General features: G+C 38.3%; 22 protein-coding genes. 6 read left to right on the top strand and 16 right to left on the bottom strand.

The window, feature by feature from the left end; translation table 11 throughout:
- Window positions 1–51 precede the first annotated feature (51 nt).
- From ACTQ54_RS01270 to ACTQ54_RS01245, 6 genes are all read right to left on the bottom strand, one after another.
- Entirely contained in the window at window positions 52–192 is a 141-nt protein-coding gene (locus ACTQ54_RS01270; protein WP_441754019.1) for a hypothetical protein, read from the bottom strand.
- A gap of 51 nt (window positions 193–243) precedes the next feature.
- Complete coding sequence (locus tag ACTQ54_RS01265) at window positions 244–606, bottom strand: hypothetical protein (RefSeq protein ID WP_441754018.1); 363 nt, start codon at window positions 604–606, stop codon at window positions 244–246.
- A gap of 416 nt (window positions 607–1,022) precedes the next feature.
- The gene (locus ACTQ54_RS01260) at window positions 1,023–2,021 is read right to left on the bottom strand and encodes a YsnF/AvaK domain-containing protein (protein WP_441754017.1); all 999 of its coding nucleotides are present in this window, start codon (window positions 2,019–2,021) and stop codon (window positions 1,023–1,025) included.
- A 422-nt stretch (window positions 2,022–2,443) separates the two neighbouring features.
- On the bottom strand, window positions 2,444–3,418 hold the full coding sequence (locus ACTQ54_RS01255; RefSeq protein WP_441754016.1) for an SDR family oxidoreductase: 975 nt from the start codon (window positions 3,416–3,418) through the stop codon (window positions 2,444–2,446).
- 8 nt (window positions 3,419–3,426) lie between these two features.
- Window positions 3,427–4,740 (bottom strand): nucleotide sugar dehydrogenase, encoded by a 1,314-nt coding sequence (locus tag ACTQ54_RS01250; RefSeq protein WP_441754015.1) that lies wholly within the window; start codon window positions 4,738–4,740, stop codon window positions 3,427–3,429.
- A gap of 126 nt (window positions 4,741–4,866) precedes the next feature.
- Complete coding sequence (locus ACTQ54_RS01245; protein ID WP_441754014.1) at window positions 4,867–6,132, bottom strand: O-antigen ligase family protein; 1,266 nt, start codon at window positions 6,130–6,132, stop codon at window positions 4,867–4,869.
- A gap of 522 nt (window positions 6,133–6,654) precedes the next feature.
- Between ACTQ54_RS01245 and ACTQ54_RS01240 the strand changes: the two genes are divergently transcribed.
- Both ACTQ54_RS01240 and ACTQ54_RS01235 read left to right on the top strand, forming a co-directional pair.
- Window positions 6,655–7,659: a substrate-binding domain-containing protein gene (locus tag ACTQ54_RS01240; RefSeq protein WP_441754013.1), complete on the top strand. Its 1,005-nt coding sequence runs from the start codon at window positions 6,655–6,657 to the stop codon at window positions 7,657–7,659.
- Window positions 7,660–7,700: 41 nt separating this feature from the next.
- A complete protein-coding gene (locus tag ACTQ54_RS01235; RefSeq protein ID WP_441754012.1) occupies window positions 7,701–8,036 on the top strand; it encodes a hypothetical protein in 336 nt (111 codons plus the stop codon).
- A 45-nt stretch (window positions 8,037–8,081) separates the two neighbouring features.
- Here ACTQ54_RS01235 and ACTQ54_RS01230 read toward each other — a convergent pair whose 3' ends face one another.
- From ACTQ54_RS01230 to ACTQ54_RS01215, 4 genes are read right to left on the bottom strand one after another with little or no spacing between them, the layout of a single operon-like run.
- The gene (locus ACTQ54_RS01230) at window positions 8,082–10,118 is read right to left on the bottom strand and encodes a beta-galactosidase (protein ID WP_441754011.1); all 2,037 of its coding nucleotides are present in this window, start codon (window positions 10,116–10,118) and stop codon (window positions 8,082–8,084) included.
- A gap of 9 nt (window positions 10,119–10,127) precedes the next feature.
- The gene (locus tag ACTQ54_RS01225) at window positions 10,128–10,985 is read right to left on the bottom strand and encodes a sugar ABC transporter permease (protein ID WP_441754010.1); all 858 of its coding nucleotides are present in this window, start codon (window positions 10,983–10,985) and stop codon (window positions 10,128–10,130) included.
- Window positions 10,986–10,988: 3 nt separating this feature from the next.
- Complete coding sequence (locus ACTQ54_RS01220) at window positions 10,989–12,251, bottom strand: ABC transporter permease subunit (protein WP_441754009.1); 1,263 nt, start codon at window positions 12,249–12,251, stop codon at window positions 10,989–10,991.
- A 28-nt stretch (window positions 12,252–12,279) separates the two neighbouring features.
- Window positions 12,280–13,512 carry an extracellular solute-binding protein gene (locus ACTQ54_RS01215; RefSeq protein ID WP_441754008.1) on the bottom strand — a complete coding sequence of 411 codons (1,233 nt, stop codon included), beginning with the start codon at window positions 13,510–13,512 and terminating at the stop codon, window positions 12,280–12,282.
- A gap of 758 nt (window positions 13,513–14,270) precedes the next feature.
- On the opposite strand from ACTQ54_RS01215, the gene ACTQ54_RS01210 reads away from it, so the two are divergent.
- From ACTQ54_RS01210 to ACTQ54_RS01200, 3 genes are all read left to right on the top strand, one after another.
- On the top strand, window positions 14,271–15,215 hold the full coding sequence (locus tag ACTQ54_RS01210; protein WP_441754007.1) for a nuclease-related domain-containing protein: 945 nt from the start codon (window positions 14,271–14,273) through the stop codon (window positions 15,213–15,215).
- Window positions 15,216–15,246: 31 nt separating this feature from the next.
- On the top strand, window positions 15,247–15,426 hold the full coding sequence (locus ACTQ54_RS01205) for a hypothetical protein (protein ID WP_441754006.1): 180 nt from the start codon (window positions 15,247–15,249) through the stop codon (window positions 15,424–15,426).
- Window positions 15,427–15,516: 90 nt separating this feature from the next.
- Window positions 15,517–15,762, top strand: a complete 246-nt coding sequence (locus ACTQ54_RS01200; protein ID WP_441754005.1) for a hypothetical protein — start codon at window positions 15,517–15,519, stop codon at window positions 15,760–15,762.
- 304 nt (window positions 15,763–16,066) lie between these two features.
- Here the strand turns inward: ACTQ54_RS01200 and ACTQ54_RS01195 are convergent, their stop codons facing one another.
- The 5 genes from ACTQ54_RS01195 to ACTQ54_RS01175 all read right to left on the bottom strand — a co-directional run bounded on the left by ACTQ54_RS01195 (window position 16,067) and on the right by ACTQ54_RS01175 (window position 24,819).
- Window positions 16,067–16,939, bottom strand: a complete 873-nt coding sequence (locus tag ACTQ54_RS01195; protein WP_441754004.1) for a metallophosphoesterase — start codon at window positions 16,937–16,939, stop codon at window positions 16,067–16,069.
- Between the two features lie 27 nt (window positions 16,940–16,966).
- On the bottom strand, window positions 16,967–18,709 hold the full coding sequence (locus ACTQ54_RS01190) for an ABC transporter permease (RefSeq protein ID WP_441754003.1): 1,743 nt from the start codon (window positions 18,707–18,709) through the stop codon (window positions 16,967–16,969).
- Between the two features lies 1 nt (window position 18,710).
- Window positions 18,711–19,730, bottom strand: coding sequence for an ABC transporter ATP-binding protein (locus ACTQ54_RS01185; RefSeq protein WP_441754002.1), 1,020 nt, complete (start codon window positions 19,728–19,730; stop codon window positions 18,711–18,713).
- An 81-nt stretch (window positions 19,731–19,811) separates the two neighbouring features.
- Entirely contained in the window at window positions 19,812–20,864 is a 1,053-nt protein-coding gene (locus tag ACTQ54_RS01180; RefSeq protein WP_441754001.1) for an extracellular solute-binding protein, read from the bottom strand.
- A 412-nt stretch (window positions 20,865–21,276) separates the two neighbouring features.
- Complete coding sequence (locus ACTQ54_RS01175; RefSeq protein ID WP_441754000.1) at window positions 21,277–24,819, bottom strand: G5 domain-containing protein; 3,543 nt, start codon at window positions 24,817–24,819, stop codon at window positions 21,277–21,279.
- Window positions 24,820–25,236: 417 nt separating this feature from the next.
- Between ACTQ54_RS01175 and ACTQ54_RS01170 the strand changes: the two genes are divergently transcribed.
- Window positions 25,237–25,422, top strand: coding sequence for a hypothetical protein (locus ACTQ54_RS01170; protein WP_441753999.1), 186 nt, complete (start codon window positions 25,237–25,239; stop codon window positions 25,420–25,422).
- 271 nt (window positions 25,423–25,693) lie between these two features.
- On the opposite strand, the gene ACTQ54_RS01165 is transcribed toward ACTQ54_RS01170, so the two are convergent.
- Window positions 25,694–26,263 carry a hypothetical protein gene (locus ACTQ54_RS01165; RefSeq protein WP_441753998.1) on the bottom strand — a complete coding sequence of 190 codons (570 nt, stop codon included), beginning with the start codon at window positions 26,261–26,263 and terminating at the stop codon, window positions 25,694–25,696.
- Window positions 26,264–26,571 lie beyond the last annotated feature (308 nt).

Raw genomic sequence — 26,571 nt, 5'->3', positions numbered from 1 at the left:
ATGTCAATTTTATCCATGGATTGCTATCGAATTTAATGTAAATGCAACTACTCAAACTCCCACTACGTAAATCTTCAATTTTAGGGGATTTTCTAATTCAGCCATGATTTCACGACCACCATTGTTTATCCATGTTTCGACATAATTATCCCAATCGGCTTCAACATCGACAACAGCTGTAATTCCATTCATGCGAAATTCAGATTCAAGGGTGGTTAATTGCGCATCATAAGGTGTCGTTAATTACGCAAAGTCCGTTTCGTTAAAGAGGTCATGGCGGTAAGGACGGATACCCATTTTCTCAACGTACTCAGGCACTGCAAAGAAATGTTCCATCAATTGAATTGTTTTCGTTTCCGTTAACCATAAGTAACGATCATTTGGATAACTGCGTGGACTATAGGACCAAAATACCATTTCGCCCTCTTCTAATTCATATTCAAGACACACAATTAAAGTTGATTTACCTTCTTCAACACGCCAATCAAAATATTCGCCTGCAATACCATAGGTCATCCAAATTCCTTCAGGATCGTAAGTAATAAAGTCATAAATTTGTAAATAACGAGCTAGTTCTTTGTCCGTTACTTCAGATGATATATACATATCATCCCCTAAGTAACTTACCAGATAAAATGTTTGTTGATTTGATCACCATAAGGTCCCGTTTCTGGAAGGAAGGCTAATATTTTCGCATCAGGATTCATATCTAAAATATTTTGTGGTGCGCGTTTATCCATCCAATAAATACGTTCGTATCCATCACTAGCACCAGTATGTCTTCATTTGATCCAGCGACATACTATCAACCATCAAAAACCTCCTCCAATTACAATATAATCCATCGTAAACGTTATCATTATTTTAGCTAATGAGCAGGAAAAATGTTTTAAATATTTTATCGATAATCATAATAATTTAAGGAAAATGTTTGTTAATTATTTTTACATCGGATAAAAAACTTCTTCGGTAAAAACCTCCACAATGTAAAATTGTGGAGGTGGGTGTTGAAATTATTTATTTTATAAACGTTCGTCGTCTTCGATTACGTGTCCTTCAACGTCATCAATGTCTAATTCTTCACGGCGAGTTGTTTCAGTAACTGTTTCGTGATCAGTGTGATGTGTTTTTTCAACTTCAAACTCATCCGTTACAACAGTATCTTTAGATACAACCACTTCTTCTTCAGAAACTGGAATCACGATATCTTCTTCTACGAAAGCATCGCCATCAGCATTGCCAGTTGGAGTTGTACGACGGATATGAATTTCTTCACGTTCAACTGGAACTTCAATGGTTTCAGTTTCTTCAACAACTTCTTTTGAAATGTGAACTTCACCAGCTTCTTTACGTTGAACGTCAGCATGAATGCGTTCTTCGTGAAGACGGATGCGGTCAGTATCAGTATCTAAATCACGGTCGAAGTCTGTGTCAACGTCAACATCTAAATCACGATTGTAGTCTGTCTCTACTTCTAAATCACGATCTAAGTCCGTATTTAAACCATGATCTAAAGTAGTATCTACTTCTACATCGCGGTCAACATCAACTTCTTCAACGTGATAGTTGTTTGTACGTCCATGTAAATCATCATTTAAAGTATAGTCTGTCTCAACATATACATCTTCATCAACATATTCTTCATTTAAACGATCATCAACTGCAGGACGGTTCGCATCAAATAACGGAATTCGATCTTCGTAGTCACGGTCAACCAATACTAATAAGTCACCACGATCTAATGAATCTCTATATTCTGTAAAGTCTACATTTGCATAATCATTATTTAGGTCGTTGTCATCATCCCAATCGAACAAACGTGCAAAGAAACCGCGGTTATCTTCATGTTCATCTAACAAATCTCTATAAGAAACGAAGTCAACATCTCCACTATATCCATGCTCATTGTTACCTACAACGGATACACTTGAACGTGGAACCCCTTGATTTAAAATATAGGAAACTGCCTCTTCTGTTTCACTTACACTAGAATAAACTCCATAGACATATTTTCTTGCCATACTTTTTAACATCCTTTCTATTTAAAGATTAACTAAATTATATTACATTTCATTTATAAAGTGTTAGTAATATGACTCAATATATTTAAATAAATATCTGAGGTGTAAACACTATCATCTATATGGCGATTAATTATCAAAAATAATTTAATTGAATAAATTTTTGATATTTTTAAAAGAAAAAATAAAATTTTTAGTGGAAAAATGATTAGAAGGAATTTATAGTACGCAAAATATACGCTATAAAAAACCTCCGAAATCGTTCTTATATCATCGATTCCGGAGGTTTTTATAGTATTTAACTGTCAACTGTTACTAACTGCCTAATATCTTTAAATAAAATGTTTTTCACGAAACAGACTTGTTAGAAAATGTTCTAAAGAAATTGAATTATAATATAAACGGTATAGAATCCTAAAAGATCACAAATTCTTCACATACCAGGCAATCGCCTCGCGAATGCCACGCTCAAAACTATAGTCAGGATCATATCCCAACAACTCCCGCGCTTTCGTCACATCCGCATTACTATGCTTAATGTCACCTGGACGATCAGGACCAAAAACAGGTTCAACATCTTTGCCCAGTGCTTCAGCCAGCGCATGATACACATCAATCAAGAACTCACGACCACCGTAAGCAATGTTAAACGCTTGTCCTGCTACTTCGCTCGGAGCTAAACAGGCTTTCAAATTCGCCTCAATCACATTCTCGATATAAGTGAAATCGCGACTTTGTTTACCATCACCATTGATAACTGGCACCTCATCATTCAATAACTGCATAATAAATTTAGGTATAACGGCTGCATAAGCGCCATTTGGATCTTGACGACGACCAAAAACATTGAAATAGCGCATGCCGTAAGTATCCAAATTATAAAGCTTTTTGTATAATTTCCCATACTCTTCATTGGATTTTTTAGTCAACGCATAAGGTGACAAGAGATTACCTTCGCGACCTTCTTGCTTCGGCAAATTAGGTTCATCGCCGTAAACCGATGAACTTGAAGCATAAACAAATTTCTTCACACCATTTCGAACAGAAGCTTCCATCATATTTAACGTCCCTTGGACATTAACCTGTTCATAATACATCGGCATTTCAATCGACCGCGGTACACTCCCCCACGCTGCTTGGTGGAGGACATAGTCAATCCCGTCCGTTGCTTTCAAACACGTATCAAAATCAACAATGTCGCCTTCGATAAATTCGCACAAATCATTGCCAAAATATGGCTCGATATTTCCAATGTGTCCATTCGATAAATTATCTAAAATTCGGACAAAATAGCCTTTATTTAATAGGGCTTCGACCAGGTTGGATCCGATAAATCCCGCTCCACCTGTCACCAAAAACCGACTACCTTCTGGAAAAACCACCTCTTGATACCCCATAAACCCTCCTATAACTTCCAATAAATATAATTGCTATTCTCAAAGTCTTCGCGATTGTAAATAGATTTCACATCGATTAGCACTTTAGGTCCATCATTTGAATATAATGTGTCAAAATCTTCAACGGTTAAGTTTTTATATTCATTGTGGCTAACCGCTACAATGACCGCATCCATCTCTTTAATCGTATCAAAGTCAACAAAATCCAAACCATACTCTTGCTTCGCTTCATTTTTATCCGCTACAGAATCTGTAATCACCGGTGTAATTCCATACTCTTCCAGTTCATGAACAATATCAATCACACGTGTGTTACGCGTATCTGGGGTATTTTCTTTAAAGGTAAAGCCGATAATCGCAACTTTCGCATTTTTAACATGACGGTCTGCATCAATCAATTTTTTAATGACATTTTCGACAATATATTTCCCCATATCATCATTAATACGACGACCTGATAAAATAATTTGTGAATGATAACCTTCTTGTTCAGCTTTATACGTTAAGTAGTAAGGATCCACACCAATACAGTGCCCACCGACTAAACCAGGTGTGAAATTCAAGAAGTTCCATTTCGTTCCTGCCGCACGTAAAACATCGTTGGTATCAATATCCATCTTATTAAATATCATGGATAGTTCATTCATGAAAGCAATGTTGATATCACGTTGAGCATTTTCAATGACCTTAGCTGCTTCCGCTACCTTAATCGATTCAGCTTTATGAACACCGGCTTCAACGACGATTTCATAAACTTTCGCGATAATGTCAAGTGACTCTTCATCCATCCCAGACACAACTTTCACAATATTTTCTAGACGATGTTCATGATCCCCAGGATTAATTCGCTCAGGTGAATAACCAACTTTGAAGTCCACACCCGCTTTCAATCCTGATTCTTCTTCTAAAATCGGAATACAAATTTCTTCCGTCACTCCAGGATAAACCGTTGATTCGAACACAACATATGAATCTTTAGTTAAATTTTGCCCCAAAGTTTTTGTGGCTGAACGTACTGGTCTTAAATCTGGTACTTTATCTGCTGTTATCGGTGTTGGTACCGCCACTATATGGAATTTCGCTTCTTGTAGACGTCTTGGATCCGATGTAAAATCAACTGTTGTCGCTTTAATCGCATCATCCCCTACTTCATGGGTTGGGTCAATGCCTTGTTTATACAAAGCAACTTTTTCTTCATTATAGTCATAACCCAAAACATCGATATGTTTCGCAAAAGAGACCGCAATCGGCATGCCCACATAGCCTAATCCGATTAGCGATATTTTTTCTTCTCGATTAACGATTTTTTCATATAAATTCATAAATATCCCTCAAATTCATCTTAAAAGTTGTCTTGTCTATTATACTACATTTTAAATGCATAAATATGAAAGAAAAACTTAATTAGCAAACATTTATACAAATAAATATCAGCGGTATTAGCAAAGTTATTTATTAAAAAGTTTGGCTTCCATCCAGTCCCCAAGCTGAACTAATTTTGTCTTCAATCCGAATTCCAATTCTGCTTCATCCGTTGCTCGAAATTCATACCAAACAAAAACAAAGTTGTGAAGAAACCAAAACCACAAAAAGTTGAACAAGGTATTCGGGATAAAACCGGCAACAATAAAAGCTAATAACCAAGTCGCAACAAACATTTCGATGGCGCCTTTATACTTTAAACTCCAGAAAAAAGCACTCAGAAAAACTCTGACATGATACAAGCCATATAATAGAAAGAAAGGTAGGCCATATTCAACCAACATCCCCATCCACCAATTATGCATCACCGTGTAGCCAGCGGTATTATGAAAATTATAATGTGCCATGTAATATTCCGTATTGCCGGCACCGACCCCCATAAAACGGCTCAGTTTTAGGTGGTTCCAACCATTTTTAATTAAATTCAAACGAATAACAAAAGAACCGTCGCTCCACAAGGCATCGAGAATTTCTGAATATAGAAAGACAATGGTCAATAGAGCTGCGAGAAAAATCGTCGCAAAAGCAGTCCAGCGTATGCGGCTTTTCTTAATCTGCAAAATCAAATAAAAAATAATACCGTAAAAAGCCGCAAAAAGAATCCCCCGCGATTGCACAAAATAGATCATCAGAACACTCGATAATATAAATATCATTTTAAAGATCATGAGCCAGTGATATTTATTAGGAGGGGTTTGGGGTTTCCACGCCAGAACAAAAATGAGGCCAAAAAGGCTGAGCAAGGCAAAGTCATTAACGTTGCCAAAAAAGGTCATGCGACCTGATAGTTGGAAGCTGCTGAGTAACTGTGGTAAATCGAGTGGCGTGCGCCCCATATATTGAAAGAGGTCATACCAGCCAACGAGGTTGTGAATGACCATGATGGCAATGATTAGAAACGCGAGCTTTTTCCGAAAATCTTGGTTGGACATGAGGTAGCTGAGTGCCAAGGCAAATATAAGTGTGATAAAGATGATTAGAGTGGCAATTGCCCAACTTGTGCGATCCACAACCCAGAAAAGAGAAAGTAGAGACCAAGCGAGCAGGATGGTCATGAGGGCTGTATATGGATTCAGGATATGGCGAAAGCGAATATTTTGTTGGGCGATGTTCCAGACTAAAACAGTGAAGAGAAGCATCGCCATCGCAAATGCAAAAATACTACTGTTGGAAAACGGAAAGAAAGCCAAGAGAATCATGAGGTAGATAGGAACTGTTAACCATTTTTGCATCTAAACACTCCTTTTGTATCAGTTTGGCTTATATTATCTCATGAAAGGCGGGAGAAAAGTAGAGGTGTTTCGATGAAATTGATGGTGAGCTGGTTGATTTGACAGTTGGAAGGCGGATTTTCGTCTAATCAGAGGGGGAATAGACGCTTGGGAAGCAGACTTTCGTCTGATTGAGCGGGGATTAGACGGTTGGGAGGACGACTTTCGTCTGATTGGACGGGGATTAGACGGTTTAGAGGCCGAATTTCGTCTGATTGGGCGGGGATTAGACGGTTTGGAGGACGAATTTCGTCTGATTGGGCGGGGATTAGACGGTTTGGTAGCGGAGTTTCGTCTGATCAGGGGGTGAATGGACAGTTCTAGTGACTATGCATATGGCTCTAAGGGTTGCTGACAGAAAGTAGCTGTTTCACATCAGAACCCTTAACTTGCATACAAAGAGCAGAGATTTTCCACCAATTTGATAGTAAACCAGTTGTGGCAGTGATATTTACTTGTGGTATACTGAAAATGAGGTGAGTTATGGTTACGATTAAAGAGGTTTCGCGGGTAACGGGCTATTCGCAGGCGACGATTTCGCGGTTGTTTAAGAATGATCCGACTCTGAAGGTGAAAAACGAGACTAAGATGGCGATTTATGACACCGCTGTCAAAATGGGCTATCCCATGGAGAAAATTCGTTTTGCTTTTGATAATATTTTGTTTTTGTATTGGATTACCGATACGGATGAGCTACACGATGACTATTTCCAGGAGTTGTACAAGCAAATTATCTTTTTTGCGAACAAAAAGAATTTGAGCTTGAAAATCGTACGGAAAGGGAATTTGAGTGCGCTGGATCTCGGATCATACCAAGCTTTTATTGCGGTAGGATCCTTTAGTACCTATGATTTGAAATTGCTTGAAAAAAACTTTAGCTATGGCGTGTATGTTGAGTCGCTACATTTTCAAAATAAATTTGATTCGGTTAATCCGGATTTGGAGTTTATTACCAAAAAAGCGGTTCGGTTATTTTTGGACAAAGGCTATCGCAAAATTGGCTTTATGGGTGGATCATTTTTTTCACCGGATACGCATGTGGAATCCCGTGATATTCGAGAGGTTCATTTTCGGAATTATTTACAGTCTTATAATTTATTGCAGGAAAAATTTATTTTTTCAGGCGGAAAATTTTCAGTGGAAAATGGAAAGAAGTTAGCTAGGAAAATGTTGGCGCAGAACGAAAACGCTTCTTTGCCTCAAGCACTAGTGGTTGCTTCAGATACGATTGCTATCGGTGTTTTGGAAATTTTTGACGAGGCAAACATTCAATTGCCGGACGATCTTGAAATGATCAGTATCAACAACATTGTCTCCCCTGCTCATCAATCTCAGATTTTGACGAGTTTTGCGATTGATATTCGGGAAATTTCGCAGACGGCTATCAATCTCCTGTATGAGCAACTCACTTACCAACGGAAAGTGAGTAAGAACGTCTCCATCGGCTCGCTTTTAGTCGAAAGACAAACCTTTTTGAAACACCCCTAGTAAATATCTCCTGGTGAGGCAGAGGATTTAAGTGCTTAGGGGTGAGTCTGATTGGGCGAAGATTAGACGCTTTGGTGGCAGACTTTCGTCTAATTGGACGGGGATTAGACGCTTTGGTGGTGGACTTTCGTCTGATTGGGCGGGGATTAGACGCTTTGGTGGCAGACTTTCGTCTGATTGGGCGGGGATTAGACGCTTTGGTGGCAGACTTTCGTCTGATTGGGCGGGGATTAGACGCTTTGGTGGCAGACTTTCGTCTGATTGGCTGGGTAACAGACAGTTGGGTCATGCGAATCTGTGAGAATAGAGTTACTGACGGGAAAGGCGCGGTTTCGTGTCAGATCCCTTTCCAAATCCGTTCACAACCATACCAATAGGCCTAAGGCGAATTCTTTGCGAATTCGCCTTAGGCCTTCTACAACTTACGATTCAGTTTTTAAAACCTTCACTTCAAATGCGGGCAAATCAACAATGTTCGAAACTTCCTGCTTGGTTAACGCATCTACATAAACCACATTCTCTGCTAACCTAACTTCTTGATCTGCATCACTAAAGTTCATGACAAACACATACTCTGCCCCGTCCGCATCGGTACGGGTTTGGACTGACACGGCTGCAGATGACTTGCTAACACTATTTCCACCAATCCCCAATTCATCCACCAAGTCAGCATAGAAACTACGTAAGAAATCTAGCTCGGTTCTAGCCCCAATGAAATAGGCGCGGCCATCGCCATCAGCAGTGATATTTACTGTGAGGGATGGGGTGTTGCGGTAAAAATCATCACCGTAGGTGGCTAGCGGTGTGGCACCGGCGATTTCGAAGACGGTCGCGTAGTCGTGGACGGTGAAACTTTGGCTGTCGGTCACCAAGTGATTGGATTGCGACGGATAGTAGACGTCGGTTTCCAGTAGGCGGATGCCGAGCAATTCCTGCAAGCCAACCAACATGCCGTCATCGTGGACCAGGTCGTTTTCATCGGCCATGCCGGACATGTAGGTATAAACGACGGTCCCTCCCCCAGCAACAAAGGCTTCCACTTTGGCCAATAATTCCTCCGAATGCATGTACAACATTGGGAAAATCAACAATTTGTAGTGATCAAAGTCGTTGTTTTTGGTCACAATATCAACATTGATGTCTGCTTCCCAAAACGGGCGGTAATGCTCATGCAAGGTGCGGTGGTAGTGCATTTCGGACTTTGAAAAACCTTGGATGTCCTGGAGAACCCAGTCATTTTCCCAATCATAATAAATACCTACTTGCGCATGTTTCATGGCCCCAGTTAAATCGCTCAACTCATTCAAATGTGCCCCGAGCGTTTGGACTTCTTGATAAACACGGTTGCGGGCTGGTGGAACATGGCTAATAACAGAGCCATGGAATTTTTCTGACGAGCCTTTTGAAGACCGCATTTGGAAGTACATCACGCTGTCGGAACCATGTGCTAAAAACTGCATGGATGCTAGTTCATGCACTTTCGGACGTTTCGACCGGTTAATCGGATGCCAGTTAACGAAACTTGGGGTGGATTCCATGATTAAAAACGGCGCTTCCTTCAATGATCGATACAAATCGTTAATAAAGCCAATTTTCATGGCGAGATCGGCTTCGGTTTCCCAATCGTTATGCCAAGCCGGATAACAATCCCAGGTTAAGACATCGACGATTTGTGAAAACTTTGAGTAATCTAAACTTTGGAATGGAATTAAGTTTTCAGTGTCAGCCATAAAATTCGTTGTCACTGGGATATTTGTCGAATATTTTTGAACCGCTGCTTTTTCATGCAAATAAAAATCAATGGTTTGGTCGGTAACAAAACGACGCCAGTCAAGGTTTAAGGCATGGACCGCAGTCTCCCCTAATTGAGAAGGCGAATGAATTTGATCCCAATCCGTATATGTATGGCTCCAAAACGTATTCCAGTAATTAGCGTTAACCGCTTCTAAACTATTGTTGTATTTTTCTTTCATCCAATCTCTAAAAGCTGCTTGACAAAGGTCACAGTGGCAGTCGCCTGAATATTCATTGGACAAGTGCCACATGATTAAGTTGTCGCGTTGTCCATAGCGCTCTGCCAATTTTTCATTGATAATCCGAACTTTTTCGCGATAATTCGGCGATGTAAAGCAGTGGTTATGACGGCCACCAAATAGCATCTTTTCATTACGCGCATTCACCCGTAATACATCGGGATATTTATTGGCGAGCCAATGCGGTCGCGCACCAGAAGGGGTCCCAAGAATCACCTTCATGCCGTAAACTTCGGCTTTGTCAAAAACCTCGTCCAGCCATTCAAAATTAAATATCCCCTCCTCCGGCTCGAGAATAGACCAGGCAAACATGCCAACCGTAATGGTATTGATGTTGGCAGCTTTCAACAACTCAAAATCTTCGTCCAGCACTTGCGGCTGGTGTAACCATTGTTCAGGGAAATAATCCCCACCGTGTAAAATCATAATTTCCTCTTATCCTTTCGTCCCGCCGGTAGTTAAACCAGAAACAAAGTTATCTTGAAATAGCAAGAAAACAATAACTACGGGAATGCTAATTAAAATTGATCCAGCCGCAAATTTAGTGTAGCTGGCGGTCATTGGGTTAGTAACTAATTGATATAAACCAAGTGGCAATGTGTAACTTTCAACATTTCTTAAAATAACAGATGACAGCGCGAAATCTCCGAGTGGTCCTGTAAAACCGTTGATTGCAACGACGGATAGCATTGGTCTCGATAGTGGTACGAGGATATTTATTAAAATTCGCGTTGGACTGGCGCCATCAATTTTTGCACTTTCATCCAAAGAAATTGGAATGCTGTCAAAGTAGCCTTTCATTAAGTAAGTATTCATAGGAATTTGCCCACCCACATAAATAAATACCAGAAACATGTGATTGTTTATGAGACCAAGCATTTGCCCTAAAACAAAAATCGCAATTAAGGCTGAAAATTGTGGAATCATTTGTAGCAACATAAACATCATTAAACCATTTTTGCGTCCAGAAAAACGGAAGCGTGAAAAGGCATAGGCCGTGAAAGTAACAAAAATTGTTGACAATAGCATGGTTGATAGTGAAACTTTCACCGAATTTTTAAACCAGTTGATATATTGTAGCGAACCTTCATTCGCAAATAAGGTCCGGTAATGTTCTAACGATGGGTTTCCTGGAATCATACTTGTAGAAACCAAGCTATTGCCCGGGTTAAAACTAGCTCCTATCGTCCACAACAAAGGATATAGGATTATCATAGCTACAATCGTAATGACAATATACGACAATAATAAAGGAAAATCAAATTTCCGTTGACCTTTTTTAGTCTGTGCCATATCCTATTGAACCTCCTTGAATGAACTGGATCGTCTAAATTGCCACAAGGCAATTAAAATAACGAATATTGATAGGAGAATCGTTAAGGCTGCTGCGAGCGCATATTGACTGTTTTGCATCGTCAATTTGTATATCCATGAAACTAAGATATCCGTTCCACCTGCATTTGAACCTAAGACCGCTGGACCTCCACCATTAAATAAATAAATAATATTAAAATTATTAAAGTTAAACGTATATTGGGTAATAATAATGGGAGTCATCGAATATAAAATAATTGGTAAAGTAATTTTTCTAAATTGCTGCCAAGCCGTTGCCCCATCCATAACGGCCGCTTCATATAAATCCTCTGGAATCGACTGTAAGGTACCCGTTGTAACTAAAAAGATATACGGAAAACCAAGCCAAGTTTGAATGAGCAACAAGGCAATCCGTGTCCAATTTGGATCGGTTAACCAAGAAATTGGACTAATACCGACACTGGCTAAAATTTGATTATTGATAGCTCCAAAGGAATCATTAAATAAACCACCAAATATCAAGATGGTCACAAAACCTGGAACAGCCCAAGGTAAAATAAATATCGTCCGAATCAATTTCTTATGCTTCACATTCTTTTGATTGACTAAAACAGCCAGCAAAATCCCCACAGTTACTTGTAAAGTTGAAGCGACTAACGTCCACACAACCGTCCAACCTAGGACACTCACAAAGGTATTACGCCAAATATCGACTGTAAAAATCTTTTTGAAAGTTTCCAAACCGACCCAATCCGCTAAGTTAGCCGGTGCCGAATGATACAGATCATAGTTAGTAAAAGCTAAAGAAATCGTGAATAATATCGGAAAAACAACACTAAATAATAATATAAAAAAACTAGGTCCTGTTAATAAATAAGGATACCCTTCATTTAAAATCGCATGATAGGTTTCGCGAACAGAGTTTACTTCCATGCCTTGATCAAGACTTTGGCCATTTTTGTATGCATCACGAATAGTCAAAATATAAAACATGATGCCAACCGCTAAAACGATTAAAGCAACTAGTCCTTCTGACAAAAGAAAAATAGAATTGTCTCTGGGAACTTCCGTCCCCAGAGTGACAATTCCCCAAATGCCAGATTGGAAAAAGTCGCCAAAGACGACAAGAAAAGCTGTAAAGAATCCAAAAATTAGGAAACCTTTTAAATATTGCCGGTTATTTATTTGCCCTAATCCAGGAATTAACGACAAAGCCGCACTTGTCTGCGCTTTTTTTCCATTCATTCATACTCCCTCTTCCAATAAATATCTCTTATTGTAATGCTTGATTGGTTGAAATAATTTGTTGAACCGCAATATCTAGCGCTTCTTTAGCACCCGACTGCCCATTCATAATAATTTGTAGTGCCATATCAGCTGAATTCCAAACCTCATTCATTTGTACAATACCCGGAATTAAACGAGCATGTTCTGATTGTAAAGCAATTGCTTCTGCCGCATCATTTTCAGCCACCGATGGATGTTCTGATAGCGCTAAAACAGCTGGCACTTCTTGCGTTTCTTCGTAACGTACCAAAGAATTTTCCTCATTCGTAATAAATAATAAGAATGCTTCTGCTAGTTCAGGGTTTTTAGAATATGAAGAAATATTGTAGCTCTTCACACCTGCAACCGACTGCATATGCTCACCATTTGGCAACATTGGTAGTTCTTTTACCCCAAAATTTAAGCCAGCAGATTCAAACGGCTCAAGATTCCAAGGACCAGAAATAATAGCTTGAACACGGCCTTCAACGAATAAAGCTTCTAACACATTAATTCCTTGTTCACCAATAATGCCATCAGGGAACAAGCCTTCTGTATAAAACTTAGCTAAATAATCCACCGCTTCAACAGCACCGTCGTTATTCAAACCGATGTCTTCAGTTAAATAATTACCATTTTCATCTTGATTGAAAATATAACCGCCGTATCCTCCAATTGCGCCCATTGTATAATACAATTGATCAAACAAGGCTAAGAAAGCAAATGAATCATTGGTATTGTCTTTAGACAACTCATACCATTCATCTAAACTTGTTGGCAATTCTTCTTCAGAAATCAAATCTTTATTATAGAAAAGAATTTGTGTTTCAACTGATTTTGGCAATCCATAAAGTGTGCCATTAACTGTTTGTGACTGAATCGATGCATCGGTAAATGATTGCTTGACACTGTCTTCCACTTCAATCGGTCTCACTAAACCTTCGACAACTGCCGTCCCAATTTGATCAGCTGGCATCGTGAATACATCCGGTCCCGACCCAGCAGGTCCATCCAAACGTAAATCTTCCAACTGTTGGGCATAGGCTTTTTCAATGACTAAAATTTTGACACCATGCTCTTCTTCAAATTGTTCTACCGCCGCACTAATCCCAATACCTTTGTTAACATCTTCCCAAACAACTAAATCATATTCCTCTTGCGCTGTGACTGTACCGACACCTGCTACTAACCCACTAAATGCCAACATAGAACTCAACAACAACTTACCTAAACGCTTCATTTACTCCATCCTTTCTGTAATCGCTTACTGATTATGATTTTAGCAGAGCTATTTAGTAAGAAAAAGCGTTTTTATAGAAAAAGTTGAAAAGTTAGTAAATTAATTTACTGATTGTTGTTTCAATGAAGTGGTTACCGAGTAGTTGTAGCTAATTTGATGGTTTTTGTGTCAATCTGACGAAAGTGCAGTGGTTTTTCGTCTGATCTCCTTGCGATCGGACGAACGCACACCTGATTTCCGTCTGGTCTACTTGCAATAAGACGAACGCGTACCTGATTTCCGTCTGGTCTACTTGCAATCTGACGAACGCACACCTGATTTCCGTCTGGTCTACTTGAGATCGGACGAATGTGTACTGCTATTTCGTCTGATCTACTTACAATCTGACGAAAGTGTACCGTTATTCCGTCTGATCTACTTACAATCGGACGAATGTGTACCGTTATTTCGTCTAATCTACTGCCAATCTGACGAACGCACACCTGATTGCCGTCTGGTCTACTTGCAATAAGACGAACGCGTACCAGATTTCCGTCTGGTCTACTTGCAATCTGACGAACGCACACCTGATTGCCGTCTGGTCTACTGCCAATCTGACGAACGCACACCTGATTGCCGTCTGGTCTACTGCCAATCTGACCAACGCATACCTGTTCTCCGTCTAATCATAATCATTTCTCCACTTCTTTTAACTAAAATAATGGAATCGACATATTTTTACGTATATATGTATAAGAAGAAAAATTAGGAGGCTAAAGATGAATCATGAGTTAATAGTATTGAAAACCAAGTTGTCTCGTGGGATAAAAGTAAACAAATCACGTCTAAAAGCACTTCAAGCCGGAGTTGAAGGCGAAGCAAAATTCAGAGAGTTCGTGTTGGCACAAAAGCTAGATCACTTATTATGGATTGATGACTATTGGGTACAAATTGAAGAAAGCCCAAAACGACAAGCAGATTTCATTCTGATATTACCTTACGAATGGCTTGTCATCGACGTGAAGAATTATCATACAAGTTTCGAATATCGTGAAGGCAAATGCTATTCCAATGGTTGGCCTGAGCCGATGGATAACATCATAGCCCTAGCACAAAATCGCAATCAGTTGCTGCAGCGCATAGCAAACGATATCACTCAAAATATCACCGTTCGTTCAGCGCTTGTTTTTATCAACGAAAACTGCCATGTTACTCAAGACAACACCCCCTGCGACATTGAACTGATTCCACGAACCAAACTCCGCATCTTTCTAGAAAAATTCCGCGCTACTAAACCAGTCCACCAATGGCTTGCCGATAAAACTTTTGAACACCTCAATAAATATCACTGCGAATATGGTTTTCCATTTTGCGGACTTAAACCGGAAGAGTTTTCCGTAGTGAAAAAAGGAATTTTGTGCGGGGACTGTGGTAGTTACCATATGGAGATTAGTAAATTATTTGTTAAATGCTTGAATTGTAGTAAAAAAGAAAGTAAGCGTGATGTAGTGCACAGACATGCTATACAACTGAGATATTTATTTTATGATAATCCTCAGATGTTGACGGTAAAGAACCTTGTCGCATTAATGGGAGGTGAAATTCCACAAAGAATTGTGCGAATGCATATGTATAATTTGTTTAAAGTTGTGAACAGAGGAAGTGCTTCTTATTACCCAATTGATCTGAGCAGGAAAAGCCAACTTAAGTTGATAAAAAGGTAATACTTTACTTTTAGTTTCAAGTTAACTAACTATGTCTGAACCATTGAGTGATAAGCAAAAGGAAGAAATATTCAAAGAATACCAGGAATACCGTAAAAACGAGTATGAGCAATTAATTAAAGAAAATGAAAAAATGATCAAAGAAATAGCTATATTAAAGGAGTTACAAAAAAGTGGCTTAGGTAAGTCGCGTTCAAAAAAGAAAAGGTAATTTTTAAACATCTATTTGAGTAAAATAGTATCTGACGAGTGTGAACTCGTATTTCGTCTAATCCACCTCGAATCTGACGAATACGAGCTCATGTTTCGTCTAATCCAGTACCAATCGGACGAAACACAAGTTCATTTCCGTCTAATCCGCCTCAAATCTGACGAAACACAAGTTGAGTTTCGTCTAATCCACTACCAATCAGACAAAACACAAGCTGAGTTCCGTCTAATCCAGTACCAATCGGACGAAACACAAGCTGAGTTCCGTCTAATCCAGTACCAATCGGACGAAACACAAGCTGAGTTCCGTCTAATCCACCTCAGATTTGACGGATAACAAGTTGATTTCCGTCTAATCCAATACCAATCAGACGAAACACAAGTTCATTTCCGTCTAATCCAACTCAAGTCGGACGAATATGAGTCCAGGTTTCGTCTAATACAACTCAGATCTGACGAATGACTAGCTGATTTCCGTCTGTTCCAGCTCAAATCTGACGAATGCGAGGCCGGGTTCCGTCTAATCCACCTCAGTTCTGACGTTCTACACCCCAACACTCGTCAGATACACTCATCCTCTAACCGAACAACGAAAAAACCCCATCACCAATCTGGCAACGGGGGTTTTTCTCCACGATGAATCACACAACATCTCCATAAAACACAACATTCGAACTCACACCAGCTGCGCCATCACCCATCTCCAAGTCAATATACCGGATGCCTCTAAAGTCGCCTGCCTTCGGTTCCTTCCCGCAAAACATGCCATACACCAACTGAATGCCTTCCCACATCATCACAGCATTATTCAAATGGTTATGTCCGCAATACACACTGTGAATCTGCCTTGAGAAAAACAATTCTGAAAACAGCCCGGTATTAATCCTCGAGTGACTGATCAACTGACCAGGCTCGCGCAACTCACCACTAACAATATTTCCCTTCGCCATCTCATACTCAGGCAATGGAATATGCAGAAACACCAGATTATGACGCATGCCTGCATACTTACCCTGTGTCTGTCTAAACCATTCAACCTGCTCAGGCAAAATCCAATCGTTTGTGCGGTCCGGTCCGGGTGCCACCTGCCCAGAATCCATAACATACAACACATAGCGGACTTCACCCGAACCAGGATTTTTTATCTCAACTGTGTAGTTGTTAAAATCCTCAACATAAACTTCATTCGTACGCTCAACCCGCAACGCCACAGTTTCCAAAAACAACGCATCAATATCCGCTCGACTCATCTCATGCTCAGAATCATGATTTCCATAAGTAATGCCCACAGGAATCGCAAAGCGATTCAAAAATTCAAAAAACGTTTTATAAATATCTCTTTCATGACCGTTGCCATAGCTATTCACCAAATCACCAGTAATCATAATCATATCCGCATTCAACGTCCGTAAACCAGCTTCTAAATCCGCCAAAATCTCCTTATCATTCTCACTTAAAGGAAAATGAGTCAAATGGACATCGGTTACTTGCGCAATCCGTAATTTTTCATTCATCAAAACAAACCTCCATCAAAATCAGATTTATTTATTATCATTAACGCCGCTACGGCGTTCGCCTAATTGAGAACCGCGACCATAGACGAAGTACATGACCAAGGAACTAATGACCATCAACAAAACGGAGTAGACCAGGTTAATCGCTCGTGCGTCAATATTAGCACCCGGGTCAGCATTTTGGCGAATCGAAATCCCCAATGTCATCATCGACGGTTGGTACAAGAAGGCAGACAAGTCATAATCAGCTAAAAAGCCATTAAAATTCAAGGCTACCAGCGCCAATACGGTCGGCAACAAGGAAGGAAAAATAATTTGCCAAAAAGTCCGCAAGCCGCTAGAACCCAGTACCTTCGAAGCATCTTCCAAGTTGGTATCAAAGGAATAGTAAGCCGACTTCAAATACCGCAAAGTTGACGGCAACATCATAATTAAATAGGCGACAGGCAATATCCAAACGGTCCCAATCACCGCATTACCAAACAACAACGGATGTGGCGCATCATAGGCCAAAATCAAACCTAAAGCTGTCATCAAGGCGGGCAACAACCATGGAATATAATAAGTCAGCTCCAAACTTTCATAAAATTTACTATCACGATTTTTCATCACCATCCGCACCAAGACCACCATCATGACCACAGACCCAATAGCAGCCGTACCTGAGAACAAGAAACTATTCAGGACCGGTTTATAGGATTCCACATCCGATAAAATGCTAATGTAATGTTCCAAAGTAAAGTGATCCCATGACAAGACTGACTGGGCAATTCCCTGCGTATCCATAAATGAGAACAAGACCACCAACACGAGAGGTAATGTATAGATCGCAAACAATAAATACGCCAGCACATGCACCACTACATTCAGAGTAGGATTAGTAATTTTTTGCTTATTCAAACGCGTTTTCGTCTTAGAAATCGACAAATAAAAACCCTTCTTCTCATTCCGCGTCATTACAATTAACAAGACAATTTGCGCAAAGCCCAAAATCAAGGACAACAAAGCCGCAATATCACGCGAACCTGGTCGCTGTGTAAAAGTCAAAATCAAAGGCGAAATGGTTTGGAAACTGCCCCCAACCATTAACGGCGCAGCCATGGCACCCAAGCCTGTTTGAAACGCCATAATCGTCAAGGTAATAATGACAGGCTTCAAAGTCGGCAAGACAATATTTTTCAAAATCTCCCATTGGCTGCTCCCCATATTCTGAGCCGCTTCAATAATACTATTATCCATCCCTTTAACCGCATTTCTAAAAAACAGCATATGGTTGGACGTACAAGCAAAAGTCATTACAAAGACAACCGCCGCATAACCCGTAAACCAAGCAGGATTCATATCTGGAAAAATGTTCAGCAATAATTTCGTTAAAATCCCCTGCTCGCCATAAATATACAAATACCCATTATTCAAGACTAAACCGGAGAAAACCAAGGTCGACATAAAACCAACCCGCAATATTGCCGCACCTTTTACATCAAAATATTCCGTCACAAAAACGATAAACATCCCAACAATATTAACTGTAAAAGACAAAGTAATCGCTAAAATAATCGAATTTCCAATCGCCTGCATTGCCCGCTTCGAACTTATAATCTTCTCGACCGCCCTAAACGTCAGACTACCATCCACCCAAAAAGTATCCTTCAACACAGTAATATTCGGGTAAATCAAAAAAGTAAAGGCAAACCATAAGAAAATGACAACCGTCAAGATACTAAACAACGACGGCAGTTTAAACCGAGTTTTTTGAACAGATTGATTCATTTTACGACACCTCGTACTCTAAAATATCATCTGGATTCATGTAAAGCTTAATCGATTCCTTATTGCCAACCACATGATTCCCATCCAGTTTCTCCACCGTCTTCAAATCCGTATCCAAAATATGACAACGGAAAGTCGAGAACGTCCCAGTAAATATCTCATCCACAATCGCCGCATCCAAAGCCACATCACGTGGACTAGTTTGCGCAAACTTCACCTTTTCCTGGCGAATATAATGCCTTTTCGCCACATCAAACCTACTCTCGCCCGCCAAACGATTGAAATCTTCAATCAATTTTGGCCCCAAGTAATTGGCTTCGCCAATAAAATTACACACAAACTCCGTTTGTGAATTCGAATAAATATCTCTGGGTGTCCCAATTTGTTCAATCACACCATTATTAAATACCGCAATTCGGTCTGACATCTCCAGTGCTTCTTCTTGATCGTGGGTAACGTAAATCGTCGTCATCCCCGTTTCACGCTGGATTCGTTTGAGCTCTTGACGTAATTGCTTACGTAACTTGGCATCTAAGTTCGACAGTGGTTCATCAAACAAAATAATTTCTGGTTTTTTAGCGAGAGCTCTAGCAATCGCCACACGTTGTTGTTGGCCACCAGATAAATCAGAGATATTTTTTTGTAGTTGGTTTTCAGAGAGTTGGACCAGTTGGGCTAGTTCTAGTACTCGCTCTTGGATTTCCGCTTTCGATTTGCGGTCGACTTTTAAACCATAGGCAATATTATCAAAAACGGTCATGGTCGGGAATAAGGCATAGGATTGAAAAACCATCCCGATTTCTCTTTTTTCAACCGCTAAATGAGTAATGTCTCTATCATTTACAATAATCTGACCTTTTGATGGCGAATTAAAACCAGCAATAGCTCGCAAAGTCGTTGTTTTACCGCAACCAGAAGGTCCTAAAAAGGTGAAGAACTCCCCTTGCTTAACATGAAAGCTAATATTGTCAATCGCAGTAAAGTCACCATATTTAATTTCTAAATTATTTACTTCAATCATGAATGAATTCTCCTTATTTAAAGTCAAAGAAGCGAAAGAAAAACCCTTCCGCTTCTAAGTGAAATTGAATCTTTCCGATTCTTATAAAGGCATTAATTCCAATTCGATTTTTTCAATCCATGAGCTTAGGTTCTCACGCACGAAGTTCCAATCGATATCCATTGGTGTTGTTGCATCAACGATTTCTTTTACACGATCGATGGTTGACTCGTAAGCTACTTCGTTTAATGGATGTGAACCAAAGCGAACTGCCCAGTCAGCTTGAACTTGTGAACTACCAAACCATTCAACAAAACGCTCAGCTTCTGTATAGTCATGGTCGTCACCTTTATCAAGAATACCAATTTGTTCACGCATGGTGATTACACCTTGTTCAGGGTTTACTGGCGTTGCTGTATAGCCATAAGTTTCTTCTGCACCTGGAATTACAGATGTTGAGTAGTAGCTAATTGGAACAGTACCATCAGCAAAGTTTTGGTTGAAGTCTTCACCTTCAGGTGTCATATAACCTTTAGTTAAGTAAGCTTCTACTTCATCCCAACCTTCTTGAGAAATGCCAAGTTCTCCCTCTGGATCAATGTATTGGAGTAAAATACTCATGACAGCTTTTTGGTTTGTTCCGCCACCTAATTCATTTGGAACACGGAATTTACCTTCTAGATTTGGATTCGCTGCAAGGTCTTGCCAGTTTGTTGGCACATCGTCACCTTCAACAAATTCAGCATTGTAAATCATGAAGATACGTTGCTCAACTAATGGATAGTAGTAACCTTCACCAATGACTGCTTCTGGTAATAATTCGTCTACCCATGATGGCTCAAATTCAACGAGCATTTCTTCATCTTCTAATTGCATGAAACTACTTTCGTCCATCCCAAAAGTAACGTCCGCTTGTGGTGCATTTTTTTCAGCTAATAGACGGTTCAGGATATCTCCGCCACCACCTGCAACGAATTCTAAATTGAATCCTTCACTTTCAGATTGTTCTAAGATCCATTCTTGTCTTTCATCTGATAAAGAATTTGAATAAATTAAAATGGTATTATCTTGTGCTTGTACAGGCGCTGAGCCTAATAAAGCAAGAGAAGCTAATGTTGTTGCTGATAGTGTCGAAACGATTTTCTTAAAGTTCATTTGAACCCTCCTAAAATTTATGTCTGAAGAAAGTATAACAAGTGATTGTAAATTTTTAGTGGTTTTCATGTAAAGAGTGTGTAAATGTTGGTACTGGAGATAATGGTGGGTTTACATTATTTTTACAAATGTTAGGGAAAGTGAATATATGTGGGGATCCAGAAACGAATCGTTATTAATTGAAGATGAGGGCCTGTTGGATGAACGAGGTTAATATTTTAAACTTGTTGAGCAATCGATTTTAGTTTGAATTATTTTATGGTTCTTTGTCAAATAAGGTTGATGACAAAGAACCTAATATAATGGATATCTGCGTTTTTGTATAGAAACAAAGATGAGGTTGATGACAAATTTTCATCATCAACCTCATTCATTGTAGAACCAAATTTTTAAACGTCTTACCAACTAACTCCTACTCTTCCCTCTTTCTCGGTACAATCATTCCCAATCCCGCCAAGATAGCTAAAGCAGCCGCTCCAAAAATAGCATACTGTTGCTCTTCACCAGTATCCGGTAAAGTTTCTTGACCTTCTACCTTTTCAGCAGCTTCAACTTTCTCAGTATCTTTATCAACAGTCACATCTTTATCAGACTCCACAGGTTTCTCAACTTCTTTAGTACCACGTTCAACAACCTGCGTAATCGGATCAACTAAAACAACCCGTGATAGCTCAGTCCGGCTCACCTCTTCACCATTCACATAGGTGATTTCATAAGTTACTAACACTTCACCATTAGCACCAGGCGTAACAACTTCCTCTACACCCACTAACCATTCCGCATTATCAACGTATTCCGTATCAAAATCAATCACTTCAGAAACTTCTTCTACTTTAACTTCCTTAACACCAACTTGAATGATTTCATTGATCGCTGCCGTTGTTACTTCATCTTTCACAACTTCACGATCAACTTCTTCACCTTTAACCGTATAAACATTCTCAGTAATCGTACGTTCTCCATCCACTCCCTGTTGAGAAACCTCTTCTTCACCAACAAGCATTTCCGGATTATTCACACGTTCTGTTTCAAATGGAACAACTTCAGTACGAACTTCTTCCTTCACTTCACGAATCCCTTTAGCAACAATTTGTTTCACAGCTTCCTTAGTCACCTCAGAAGATAATTCAACACGCTCAACTTCTTCACCATTCACATAGGTCACTTCAAAAACCTTAGTTAAGACACCTTCAATACCTTCTTGAGTGATTTTTTCCTCACCCACTAACAAATCAGCAGATTCAACATATTCCACTTCAAAAGCTAGAACGCTATCCACAGACTCTTCTTTAACTTCTTTCGAGCCCACTTCCACAACCCGTGTCACAGGTTCAACCTTCACTTCACCTGAAATACGTTTTCGAGAAACCTCTTTCCCTTTAATAAATACCACTTCATATGTTACAGCTTCTTCACCATCAACACCAGCTGTCAACTCATTCTCTTCACCAACTAACAACTCATCATTTTGAACAAACTCTGTTTCAAAAGGAATCGCCTCAGTAACGACTTCAGTCTTTATTTCTTTGACTCCGACTTGGATGATTTCTGTGATTGATGCCTTAGTGATTTCGTTTGATAATTCTACTCGATTAGTTTCTACACCTTTAATAAGCGTCACTTCATCAGTAATTGTCCGTACCCCATTAACCCCCACTTGCGAAACCTCTTCCACACCTACTAGTAAATCTGGATTATCTACACGTTCTGTTTCAAATTCAACAACTTTGGTGTGAACCTCTTTCTTCACTTCACGAGTACCTTGAGTAATGATTTTATTCACTGGTTTAGTGGTTACTTCTTCATACAAGACATCACGATTTACTTCTACCCCATTAATAAAAGTAACCTCATATGTAGTTTCAAGAATACCATTCATACCTTCTTGAGTAACTTTTTCCTCCCCTACTAATAAATCAGCAGATTCGGTATAATTCACTTCAAACGGCAAAGTACTGGTAACAGTTTCCTCTTTTATTTCTTTAGTTCCTACTTCTACTACTCGTGTCACAGGTTCAACCTTCACTTCACCTGAAATACGTTCTCGAGAAACCTCTTTCCCTTTAATAAATACCACTTCATATGTTACAGCTTCTTCACCATCAACACCAGCTGACAACTCATTCTCTTCACCAACTAACAACTCATCATTTTGAACAAACTCTGTTTCAAAAGGAATCGCCTCATTAACGACTTCAGTCTTTATTTCTTTGACTCCGACTTGGATGATTTCTGTGATTGGGGTTTTAGTGATTTCATTGGATAGCTCTACTCGATTAGTTTCTTCACCTTTTATAAATGTCACTTCATCAGTAATTGTCCGTACCCCATTAACACCCACTTGCGAAACCTCTTCCACACCTACTAGTAAATCTGGATTATCTACACGTTCTGTTTCAAATTCAACAACTTCGGTGTGAACCTCTTTCTTCACTTCACGAGTACCTTGAGCAATGATTTTATTCACTGGTTTAGTGGTTACTTCTTCATACAACACATCACGATTTACTTCTACCCCATTAATAAAAGTAACCTCATATGTAGTTTCAAGAATACCATTCATACCTTCTTGAGTAACTTTTTCCTCCCCTACTAATAAATCAGCAGATTCGGTATAATTCACTTCAAACGGCAAAGTACTGGTAACAGTTTCCTCTTTTATTTCTTTAGTTCCTACTTCTACTACTCGTGTCACAGGTTCAACCTTCACTTCACCTGAAATACGTTCTCGAGAAACCTCTTTCCCTTTAATAAATACCACTTCATATGTTACAGCTTCTTCACCATCAACACCAGCTGTCAACTCATTCTCTTCACCAACTAACAATTCATCATTTTGAACAAACTCTGTTTCAAAAGGAATCGCCTCATTAACGACTTCAGTCTTTATTTCTTTGACTCCGACTTGGATGATTTCTGTGATTGGGGTTTTAGTGATTTCATTGGATAGCTCTACTCGATTAGTTTCTTCACCTTTTATAAATGTCACTTCATCAGTAATTGTCCGTACCCCATTAACACCCACTTGCGAAACTTCTTCCACACCTTCTAAAAGATCAATATTTTCTATATACTCAACTTCAAAAGGGATTTCTTCAGTGCGAATTTCTTCTTTTACAACTTTAGTCCCAATTTCTAAAATCTGGTTGGTAGGATAACTCCAAATTGTAGTTTCTGGTTCAGTCCTATAAATTTCAACATTATTTAAATAGTAAATAGAATAACTTGTTATTCCACGACCATTGATACCATTTCTAACAATCTTTTGTTCTCCAACTAACATATCTGAATTTTCTATATATTCTGTTTCAAATGGCAAAGTTAAAAAATCCGATTCGTATGTTTGATTATCATATAAAGGGCTAACAATAATATCGATAGACTGGGAAAGTCCTTGATAGCCACTACTAAAATCTGTAACATACTTTTCTTCTACTGTTACTGAATAAAAAGTATATAGATTTGGATATTTATTATTTACTGCTGTTAAAGCCTTTTGAATTGATTCATTAATAGTTTCATTCCCTTTGTAAAATTCTAAATGCCTCAAAAATCCACCACTATAAACTGTAACACTACGATGTGGATAGATAGTAGGATCATCGTAATATGTACTATTGATTTCATTTCTTAGCATGCTAGTACTATTTTCGTCTGAAACTTCAAAATCAGAAACAATTCCCGATTCTTGAACTATATTCTCTTCTAAAGGAAAAGTTGATTCAGTTTCTTCAATGGATATGGTTGAATCAATACTTTCTTCAGAATTGTTCTCAACTTTATTCATTTCCTCCGCTACTGGTTCCACAACTTCCTCAGTAACTACACTAAATTCCTCAACACTATCCACTTCATCAGCAAAAACTGCTAATATTTGCGAGCTCATTAAATGTGTTGTTAATATAACCACACTTAGACTCTTCGGCAAAATCGATTTATACAATTTCTTTTTCAAGACTTTTCCCCCTAATTATAAATAATAATTTGAAATTCTTAAATCAATTATACAAATTTAAAGTTGTTATTACTATACTAAAACCATAATTTTTATCTATAATTATTGCGAACCATATTTCCAATATTAAAACAAAAATATCATTACACTATTTAATGATATAAAATAACACTGCATTTCATAAAACTCTATTCTTTGTTATGACAATATGGAAAACCCTTTCTTAAAAATAAAATAAATAGGAATTCCTTTTATGATTCAATAAAATAATTAAATGTTCCTAAAGAAAAAATCATTTGTAACTACTTTTAATGATTTAATTAACTGATGACATAAAATATTTATATACGTTACTACTGGAAAGTAGTATGATTCAATTTTTAGATATAAGGCACATAAAGATTTGAGATGACAGCTATGGATTTATACAAGCTTGCTTTAAAAATTGCTACACATGTACATAAAAACCAAGTTGATAAAGCTGGTGTTTATTATATTAATCACCCAATGACACTTTCCTCTTATTTAGATTCAGAAGACGAAAAAGTGAATGCATTATTGCATGACGTAATCGAGGACTCAAAAATAACTATAACGACCTAATCCAAAGCATATAGTATATGCTGTTGTTTTATTATCTAAAGATCCTAATGTCAGATTTGAATATAATTTGTCTAAAGTAAAATCTAATGAGTTAGCAAGAAAAGTAAAACTAGACGAACTTAAACATAATTCTGATACTTCAAGATTACAAATACTTTCTCGTTTTTATTTAATAAAATAGAAAATAATTCTATTAATCTGACCGTTCCATCTGATTCCTCATGCATACTAAAGGTTGCATTTCCATGAATAAATTTAAACTCAAAAAACTTCAGTTCTTCATCCTCAATAGTAAAATGATAAATATTATTTTGTGTTCGTAAATGTCCACCATTTTTATGACTTCAACATTACCTTCTAATGATATATTATTGAAATCTTCTTTTATACGGTCCTTAATTTTAATTTCCAATGGCAAATCTTTGATTCTGCCTTGAGTGTCTTCAAAAATTGCTTGTTCAATTCCAGTATCATTTAATTGCAGGAACTGACTTAATTTACTTAAATATTCCCCTTCACCATAAGATAAATCGTAACCAGAAGCCATATCCTCAGGAGATATTACTTCCAATGTGTATCTGAACCAATTAATAATATCTTTAATAATTGCTTTACCTTCATTCGAACTAAATATTTTCTTACGTATATTAAGTTCCGTTAACAATAAATTGGTTTGAACACTTAAAATTTCTTCAGCATGAATTTCTAATCGATCAAAATCATCTTCGTTATTATCAAGATATTCTTTATTAATCTTAACCTCATTTTCACGTGTAAAAATCATGACTGCTTCTTCGGTTGAATCATATAACCATTCTTTTTCAATTCTACTCTCATTCAAAGTCAACGAAAATCCATAACTAAATATTTTATCTCCAATTTTTATATCATATTCAAAATTGGTTAAATTAAATTAATTATCCTGATTTTTTCGATTGTAATATTGAAGGAAAATCTATTTTTTAAGCCTTCAAAATTCACCCGTTTTACAAGCAAAAAATATCAATTCAATTGATAAAATCACTTATAATTTTTTTTTATTAATTTATTAACTTACCAGCCTAGATTTATATTCACTAAAGAAAAGTAATAAACCTTTAAACTCACCATCCCCCACACCCACCCACATTTATGTTGTTTTTGTACACA

It is taken from the genome of Fundicoccus sp. Sow4_H7 (genome assembly GCF_052115865.1).
In the GTDB taxonomy this organism is placed as follows: Bacteria; Bacillota; Bacilli; order Lactobacillales; family Aerococcaceae; genus Fundicoccus_A.
This window is presented reverse-complemented; position numbering and strand designations above follow the sequence as displayed.